Raw genomic sequence first — 9398 nt, forward strand, 5'->3', positions numbered from 1 at the left:
CAAAACGAAGGTTTTGAGTATGTTTTATTCGGTTCTTATGCAGAATATTTAGCCCCTCTTTGGGTTGACCCCTTGCGTAAACTAGCAAAAGAGGGTGTAACCTTTGGATCAGTTGTTCATGACCCAGTAAGAAATTATGTTGTTGGTCCATTGTGGTGGCATCGGTGGTCAATTGCTTGTGGGTACTCGTTTCTAAAAGAAGCTTTTGTTCATGAAGCTATCGAGCTAGATACAGAAAAACCAATGCCCCAACTGCACACTACCGTTATCCCGATTGGTCTTTATTATTTTCCCAAATCTCAGAATAGCCGAGAAAAAGTTAGGGCAGAATTAAATCTTCCCCAACAGGCCAAGATACTAGTGTCTTTTGGCCATATTCGAGATGGCAAAAATCTGGATCTGGCATTAAAGGCGATCACCAACTTTCCCGATGTTTATCTAGTGATCGCAGGAAAAGTTTCTGCTTCGACGCAACGACCTGTAACTTATTATCAAAATTTAGCCCAGAGTCTTGGCATCGCTAAACGATGTCGTTGGCTAATTGATTTTCTACCTGAACAGCAAGTTGGTGATCTGTTTAATGCTTGCGATGCCGTTTTGTTAACATATAATGCCAATTTTAAATCTGCTAGTAGTGTTCTCAATGTTGCCGTAAATTATCAACGGCCTTGTATTGCTTCCGCCGGAGAAGGTAATTTAAAAACAGTGGTTCAGAAATATAAACTAGGAGTATTTGTAAAACCAGATAATTGGCAAGCTATCCGTGATGGTATCCAGCAATGGTTAAATGGGATTGATTCACCTCAATGGGAACAGTACGAACAGGATAATTCTTGGGATAAAAATGCTGAAATTATTTGTCAACAATTTTGGGGAGGAGGAGGTTGAATTCTTATGCTTAAATTGTGAAACATCATGAACCCTAAAATTATTGTGGGTAGCATTCTCAGCTATAGCTACAATCAAATTATTAGTAGTTTACCATCTCGTAAAATCCGCACAGCCTATCTCAAAGCGTATCTAGCACAAGTAGGTACTGGTACTGCTATCCAGATGGGATGTAAATTTTTAAATGGGAGAAAAGTATATTTAGGCGATCGCAATGTGATTAATTTTGGCTGTTTATTAGATGGTCGCCATTACAAAATTCAAACGGGTTCTGATGTTTCTATTGGTCCTGAAGCTAGTATCCTCACATTGGGTCATAATCCTCAGTCGCCAGACTTTGCTGATCAAGGTGGGGATGTGATTATTGGCGATCGCGCCTGGATTGCATATCGTGTGATAATTTTACCAGGTGTTAATATAGGAGAAGGTGCTGTAGTGGGGGCTGGTTCAGTGGTTTCACGTTCGGTTTCTCCCTATTCGATTGTTGCAGGTAATCCCGCCAAAGTAATTGGAGAAAGATCACATAATCTAACTTATCAGCTAAATTATTTTCCTTGGCTACTTTGATTTTAATATAATGTCTAATTGGATCTATTGCCAAATAGGAGCAAGAGAAAAATATGCAATTCCCATAGCATTACAGCAACATAAAAAATGAGCAATGGTGAAAACTACCTGAATATAAAAAATATTGGTTCGGCTCAAAAGTTAAGTATTAGAGATCAATTTAGGTCTGTTATTCACTCAATTGGCCTTCCTGTGATAATTTTCTAAACTCAAACTTTATGCAAGCCACAACTTGTGAATTACAAAAGATACAAGAGTAATCATGTTAGTTATTAGTAGTTTTTTCTCTGCCAATAAACACTTCTGAGTTTGATTAAACTGCCATCAAGCTCAATCAATCCCAAAATGGCGAGCCAGCCTGTTTTTGGTTATAAATAATTCAATGAAAGAAACTTCAGAAAAATGGTTGGTAGCCTTACTGGGGGCCAGAATGCACTATGCTGTTCCCCGTATACTACATCAAGCTAGTTTACTTCAACATTTATATACAGATATTTGTGCTGTCAAAGGCTGGACAAAGCTTATTCACGCAATTCCCCAATCTCTACAACCGTCTAGCCTCAAACGACTCCTGGGGCGAGTACCTGAAGGGATACCTACTGATAGCATCACAGCTTTTAATAGTTTCGGTCTTGAATATGCTCGAAAACTTCGTCAAGCACGATCGCCATCAGAAACTACTCAAGCATTTTTATGGGCTGGTCAAACCTTCTGTCAACTTATCCTCAAGCAAGGATTTTGTCGGGCATCAGGCATCTATACTTTTAACACGGCTGGGCTAGAAGTATTGCAAAGCGCTCGGCAACAGGGATTAACCACAGTCACAGAACAAACTATTGCCCCAAAAGCAATTGAGTATCAGTTATTACATGAAGAATATCAAGCTTTCCCTGATTGGGAATCGCCTTTAGAAGAAGACCCTTTTTTATTGGAATTATCAGCCAGGGAAAAAGAAGAATGGTCAACAGCCGATATTATCCTTTGTGGCTCAGAATTTGTCAGGGAGGGAATCATTGCCTGTGGGGGGGCGGCACAACGGTGCAAAATACTTCCCTATGGAGTTGATTCGCGTTTCCTGCTTCCAGAACATTTACCCCATACTGGACTTTTGCGAGTTTTAACTATTGGTGGAGTAGGATTACGAAAAGGATCGCCCTATGTTTTAGCAGCTGCCCAAAAATTACAAGGATTAGCGACATTTCGCATGGTTGGTCCCTTAGCTATTCAGCCGGAAATGAAATCTGTTCTAGCTTCTCATGTTGAACTAACAGATACTGTTCCCCGTTCAGAAATCCTTAATCATTATGCTTGGGCAGATGTTTTTCTCCTTCCTTCTATTTGTGAAGGTTCAGCAACAGTGGTCTATGAAGCACTAGCAGCAGGACTACCTGTAATTTGTACTCCCAATGCAGGGAGTGTAATCAGAGATGGTAAAGAGGGTTTTATTGTTCCGATTCGTAATCATGACGCAATCTCAGACAAGTTAGAATTATTAGCTGTTAACCCAGAATTACGCATTGAGATGTCTAAAAATGCGCGACAAAGAGCTAATGAATTTACCCTAGATGCTTATAAAAAAAGATTATTAGAGATTTTAGCTAACATATAAACATTATTTGGTGATGTTATTTCCTGAAATAAATACTAGAGCGATATCTGGAACGAGTGAAGCGATCGCTAATATACTACAGTTTTGTCTTGATTATCCACGAACTCTTGTAACCTGAGCAGGAAACTCTCAAATCACCAACAAATTTACACTCAAAACTCTTGCAGAACATCTAATCAAACTCTAACCATGCCTCCAAACCTCGAAATTCCTTTTAGTTATTACATTGCGGCTGTACTATTGTTGTTTTTATTTGTAGAAGCAGCAAGTAAAATCTATCGGAGTTGGGCTATACCTGCTTTGATGATTTATCTAACCACAGGGATGTGGTACTTCACAGAAGTATTCTATACTCCTGAACGCTTAGTCATATTCAATCATTTGATTTTAGAGCAAGGGTACTATCAAATCTGCATTTTTTTGGTTGTATTCCGTTGCCTACTTCCCAACTTTACCCGTACCATAGGAAAATATTCATCTAAAGTCACTGCCTTTAATTGGTTTACATTGAATCCTCATCGACTATTGCAAATATTACTAGTGATGTGGATACTGCTACTCATTTATGGTGTGAGTCGCTTAGACTGGAATTTCTTCCAAGCTTTATTTCCTCAAGGTGGCCGCTGGTCGTCTAAACTTTGGGGTCGTGGTGCAATAGGAGGACAAACTGACTTCATTGTTTCTGCTGCTGGGTATATTTACACCTTAATATGTGCAATGTTTGGGGTGCTGCTTTTCTTCCAACGTAGACTTCAGGCTAAGGTTATCAATTTAATACTGATTATTATCAGCTGGCCTTCTTTCTATCTTTCTGGTACACGAAATGCTTTTATAGCTGTAGCTATGCCTGCATATATGACATATCTTTTGACCTCTCGTCATAAGTGGTGGATGAAAGCAATTATTTCAGCAGGATTATTTGCTGTAATTAACTACTTAATGTTAATCGTAATTAATTTTCGTAATACGGGTATTGATGCTTATTTTGAAGGCGCTGCTACTTTAAACTCCGATGTTAAGCATCTTGGTTTAAATATGGCTGAAGAATTATTTTATATCAACAAATTTTACGAAGAAGGGCAGTTAACTTTACAATATGGGATAGACTACTTAGCTGAAGCCCTGAATGTCATCCCTAGATTTATTTGGCCAAATAAACCTCTTTTAGGACACGAATATAATCTTCTCCGAAACCCCAGCAGTGGAATTCAGGCAACAATTGCAGCAGGATTTATTGGACGTGGAATCATGAATTTTGGCCCTTGGTTCGGACCAGTAGCACCCGGTATTTTAATGTCTCTTTGGGCTGCTTTTTTAGCGCGACTATGGAAGCAAAGAGCATCAGTTCTACGTCTAGCATTATTCTTAGTAGGTTTAGGAATGACACCAAACTTAGGAAGGGATATTTCTCTGCTTGTCCTTTGGCCGATGATTTTTGGCTATTTTATTGTCCGCTATTTAGAACAACTTGAGCGTCGCCGAATACCTAAAACTGCTAATCAGGCTTATTATTTGCACCATGAATGATACTCACAATGACCTAAAAATAGCCATCTTATTTGCTAATTATGGTCCTTATCATATTGCTAGACTTGCATCTGTCTATCAGTCTGGTAAATCTAAAGGATGTAATGTTTTTGGCATTGAATTAGCCCGTTCGGAAGTAGAATATCCCTGGGAAACACAACTTGACAAATTTCCTGGAAAAATTCATTCTGTGATTGACGATATTCCCTTAGAAAAGGTCAACTGCATTCATTTATTTCGCAAATTAATCTCTGTTTTAAATCAAACTTCTCCAGATGCCGTAGCAATTGCCGGTTATGCCCGACCTTCTATGCTTGTGACATTGTTATGGTGTCTCTGGCATGATAAACCTGCTATTCTGTTATCCGAAACTACAGAGAATGATGAATCTCGTTCTTGGTGGAAAGAAAAAATCAAACAATGGCTAGTCCAAAAATATCAAGCTGCTTTAGTAGGAGGAAAACCACACAAACGTTATTTAGTCAAACTTGGAATGCCCTCAGATGCTATTTTTTTAGGTTATGATGTAGTTGGTAATGATGTTTTTCGCCCTAATCATGTTAAATGCTTATCTTGTCCATTAGATAAACCATTTTTTTTAGCTATTAATAGATTTGTTAAGAAAAAAAACTTACCATTTTTACTTTCAGCTTATGCTAAATATCGTCAAATAATAGGCAGTGATGCCTGGGATTTAGTTCTCAGTGGTGATGGTGAATTACGTTTACAACTAGAAAAACAAATTGCCAATCACGCAATTCAAGATTACGTTCATCTACCTGGCTTTCTCCAACAGGAGCAACTGTTACCTTACTTCGCCCATGCTAGCTGTTTTATTCATGCCAGTATTCAAGAACAATGGGGATTAGTCATAAATGAGGCAATGGCAGCAGGTTTGCCAGTATTGGTTTCTCATCGCTGTGGCTGCTATGAAGATTTAATCATTGAGGGAGTTAACGGTTTTGGATTTGACCCCGAAAATGTTCAACAGCTAACTGATTTGATGGTAAAAATGAGTTCAGGAAAAATTAATTTAAAGAAAATGGGACAAGCTGGATTAGAACATATTCAAAACTTTTCTCCTGACTACTTCGCCCAACAATTAATTCAATCAGTTGAATACGCTTCAACACAGCATTAAATATAAATATGAAGGTTTTAATGGTTATCCCTGCATTGGGAAATGTCTATGGTGGCCCGACCAAAATTGTTCTGGAGTTAGCAGAGTCAATCGCTAAATTAGGTATTAGTGTTGATATTATCGCTACTAATGCAAATGGTGCTACAGATTTAGATGTGCCTTTAAATCAATGGACAATAAAAAAATATTATCGGATTCAGTATTTTCCCTATTTAAATTTGTTAGATTACAAATTCACTGGCTCGATGACAAAATGGTTATTTAAAAATGTAACTAACTATAATATTGTACATACTAATGCTATCTTTTCTTATCCAGTTCTAGCTGCTCATTGGGCTTGCAAATTTCGTAAAATTCCATATATTGCCACTCCTCACGGCATGATGGAACCGTGGGCATTGGCTTATAAAGCTTGGAAGAAAAAACTATACTTTACTCTTGTGGAAAAGCCTGCACTCCAAACAGCCAATGCTATGCAAATGACAGCTTCTACTGAAGCCAGACACATAAAGACTCTTGGCTTAAAAACTTCGTTAGTTTTCGTGCCTAATGGCATTCATAGTATAGATTTTGCATCTCTTCCTAGCTCAGATATTTTTTATCAACAGTTTCCTGAAACTCGCAATAAAATATTAATTATATTTTTAGGACGTATTGATCCCAAAAAAGGATTAGATTTATTAGCCCCTGCTTTTGCTCAAGTATATGAAAAATTTCCCGAAACTCACTTGATTGTTGCTGGTCCTGATAATACAGGATTTTTGCCCACGACGGAAAGCTACTTTATTGAAGCAGGGTGTAGGGATGGTGTCACCTTTACAGGAATGCTTAAAGGTGATATAAAATATGCAAGTTTAGCAGCAGCTAACATCTATGTTGCGCCTTCTTATTCTGAAGGTTTTAGTATGTCAGTATTAGAAGGGATGGCTACTGGTTTACCCTGTGTCATCACTACTGGCTGTAATTTTCCGGAAGCTGGGACGGCTAGTGCTGCTAGTATAGTTGATATTGATGCTGACCAAATAGCCAATGCCTTAATAAAATTTTTGCAAGATCCTATCCAAGCAAAAGCAACAGGCGATCGCGCTCGTCAATTTATTCTAGATAATTATACATGGGATAGTATCGCCTCAAAAATGATTTCAGTCTATCAAGACCTAATTTCACTAGAGAAATAAGTTTGATTCGTAATCCGTGAACAGTTGGGTAGATGCAAGGATAAACAACATGATCAAGAAGAAAGAAGATATGAAGTAGAAGAGTTAGAATTGAAAATTGACAAGATGTTATTATTAATCATGCCCTCAATTTAATTTAATACTCACCATCGCGATAACTAGTATGAATTGAGACTTTAACAACACTCTTTTAAAACTAGTTAATTTAATCCTAGAATCAAAGCTAGTTCTCCACATTTTCGGGCTATGCTCCACATTTATGGATAAAACTACCTTTCAAGCTCCTATGTGAGTTTAAATCCTTTGTGTGCATCTCCTCAAAAGTGAACAAGATAGAGGATATTTCAAGTCGTGATTCAGGCTAAATTAGCATATACATCTGATAACCCTAAATTAGATTATCGCGTTATTATCAGGAAGATATTAACTGGTAAGATTGGATATATTTTTGGCAGATTTTATTTATGCAGACTGTATTATTCTAAATTCAAAAGAATTAAGCAGTTGTTTTTCAGCAAAAATAAAATTGACACAAGTTTAAATTTTGATACCCAAATATTAAATAATTCTCATATTGATATAGAAGAAATATCTAGTCATATTCGTCATGACTCATACTATGCTGGACTTGAGCTAAATCAACAATCAGTTACATCTATAGTATCAGCAGCTAAGACTAAAAATCTGATTGTATCTGCTAATGGTTTATCTTTTCAATACAGTGAATATCAAGATAAAATAAAGCCACATCATAAAATTGCCACAGCTGAAGTAGGCAAACCTCTAGAAATAAAAGAGGTATACCAACTTAGATATGATAGTTACTTATTACAGATTGCATCCCAATATCTGGGTTACTTTCCCACTAACTGTGATGTCAAATTATGGTGGAGTTTTGCAGATAATTTATCTCTAGAAGAAAGACGCAGACAGTTTCAAACTATTGATTACCATTACGATATACATGGATTCAACTTCTTCTATATTTCTTTCTACCTCACTAATGTAGATGAGAAAAGTGGCGCACATATGTTAGTGAAAGGAAGTCATGTGAATAAAAAGATGTCTATGCTTTTACGCAGTGCGCGTGTGCCTGAAGAGTTAATTACTCAAAATTACTCTCAAAATGACATTATCACAATTGAAGGAAAAGCAGGTAAATGCTTTCTTGAAGATGCTTCTTGCTTCCATAAAGCTTTACCGCCCATTGAAAAGGATCGATTATTGTTACAACTGAGGTATTTTTAATATGTTAGAAACTCAATTGGGTTTTGGTTGTGCTTCTATATTAGGAAAAGTTGGTAAACAAGATAGTCTTTATGCTTTAAAAGTAGCATACGAAGCGGGTATTAGCTATTTTGATATAGCCCGTTCTTATGGTTGGGGTGAGGCGGAAGCACTTTTAGGAAAATTCTTAATTCAGGAAAAAATATCTAGAGAAACAGTAGAAATCACAACTAAGTTTGGACAGACTCCACGTAACAATAAATTTATCAGAATAGCTAAGACATTAGCTAGAAGTTTTGTGAGTCGTGTTCCCCAAACTCAAACCATAGTCAAATCTGCTGCTAGTCAGGTTGCACCCAAAATAGACTTTACAGTTCAAAATGCTATTAGCAGCTTAGATACCAGCTTAAAAGCTCTGCGTACTGATTATATTGATAATATATTGTTTCACGGTTATAACTTTGAAAATGAATCCAATGAAATTTTAGAGGTGATTGAATTTTTAGAAGCACAAAAAAAATCTGGGAAGATCAGAAATTATGGATTTGCTACTTATGCATCTCTAGAATTACTAGATAATTTCTTTGTTTCTAAAAATATTAAGCCGGATTTACTGCAAATTGCTTGCGGATCTATTGGTCAGCATAATCAGATCCATTTGAAGACTTTAGCTGATAAAAATATCAAGATTGTGATGCATTCTCCCTTTAGAATTTCGCCAACTATTCCATTTATGTTTGAACAGATTATGGCTAAAAACTTATGTCCTGAAGTGGAATCAATCTTCGGGAGAAAAATTAATTGCCACGAAGATATGTATGAAATTTTATTATCATATTTTCAAACTGTTTATTCACCCTATGCAATTGTAATTAGTATGTTTAATGCTGATCATATTCAGAAAAATCAGCAAGCAAATCAAGAAAGGAAAATTACTAAGGAACAATTTAAATTCTTTGAAAAACTGTTGGTTTTTAATAAGATAATTATTTCTTAAATTTGAATATTCTGAATATAAAAATTGTATTTAAAAGTAACTTGTATTAAACTCAAAAAATACAACCAGGGGTGAAATAGCATACCATGATGTCAAGCGATAAAAAATATGAATATTCTTATCTAGATAGTAACTCAGCGCATCATCATTTCTATCTCGTCCAACCGTTGCTAGGGATGATATCTAAATTATCTTTGCAAAGAGAAAATAATTCAAAACTGCGGATATTAGATATTGGCTGCGGTAATGGCAGTTTGAGTAATA

Annotated in this window: 8 protein-coding genes; all 8 read left to right on the plus strand. The window is 36.5% G+C overall.

Annotation, left to right across the window (positions count from 1 at the left end):
* Positions 1-888 (plus strand): glycosyltransferase (locus VB654_RS23055; protein ID WP_323216157.1); only part of this gene is annotated, 888 nt, incomplete at its 5' end.
* A gap of 27 nt (positions 889-915) precedes the next feature.
* On the plus strand, positions 916-1455 hold the full coding sequence (locus VB654_RS23060; RefSeq protein WP_323216158.1) for a hypothetical protein: 540 nt from the start codon (positions 916-918) through the stop codon (positions 1453-1455).
* Between the two features lie 382 nt (positions 1456-1837).
* Complete coding sequence (locus VB654_RS23065; protein ID WP_323216159.1) at positions 1838-3064, plus strand: glycosyltransferase family 4 protein; 1227 nt, start codon at positions 1838-1840, stop codon at positions 3062-3064.
* 189 nt (positions 3065-3253) lie between these two features.
* The gene (locus tag VB654_RS23070) at positions 3254-4591 is read left to right on the plus strand and encodes an O-antigen polymerase (RefSeq protein WP_323216160.1); all 1338 of its coding nucleotides are present in this window, start codon (positions 3254-3256) and stop codon (positions 4589-4591) included.
* Complete coding sequence (locus VB654_RS23075) at positions 4584-5732, plus strand: glycosyltransferase (protein WP_323216161.1); 1149 nt, start codon at positions 4584-4586, stop codon at positions 5730-5732. Before VB654_RS23070 ends, VB654_RS23075 begins: the two co-directional genes overlap by 8 nt.
* A gap of 8 nt (positions 5733-5740) precedes the next feature.
* Positions 5741-6910, plus strand: coding sequence for a glycosyltransferase (locus VB654_RS23080; protein ID WP_323216162.1), 1170 nt, complete (start codon positions 5741-5743; stop codon positions 6908-6910).
* Positions 6911-7261: 351 nt separating this feature from the next.
* Entirely contained in the window at positions 7262-8158 is an 897-nt protein-coding gene (locus tag VB654_RS23085) for a phytanoyl-CoA dioxygenase family protein (protein WP_323216163.1), read from the plus strand.
* 1 nt (position 8159) lies between these two features.
* Positions 8160-9134, plus strand: coding sequence for an aldo/keto reductase (locus VB654_RS23090; protein ID WP_323216164.1), 975 nt, complete (start codon positions 8160-8162; stop codon positions 9132-9134).
* Positions 9135-9398 lie beyond the last annotated feature (264 nt).

It is taken from the genome of Nodularia sp. UHCC 0506 (genome assembly GCF_034931045.1).
In the GTDB taxonomy this organism is placed as follows: domain Bacteria; phylum Cyanobacteriota; class Cyanobacteriia; order Cyanobacteriales; family Nostocaceae; genus Nodularia.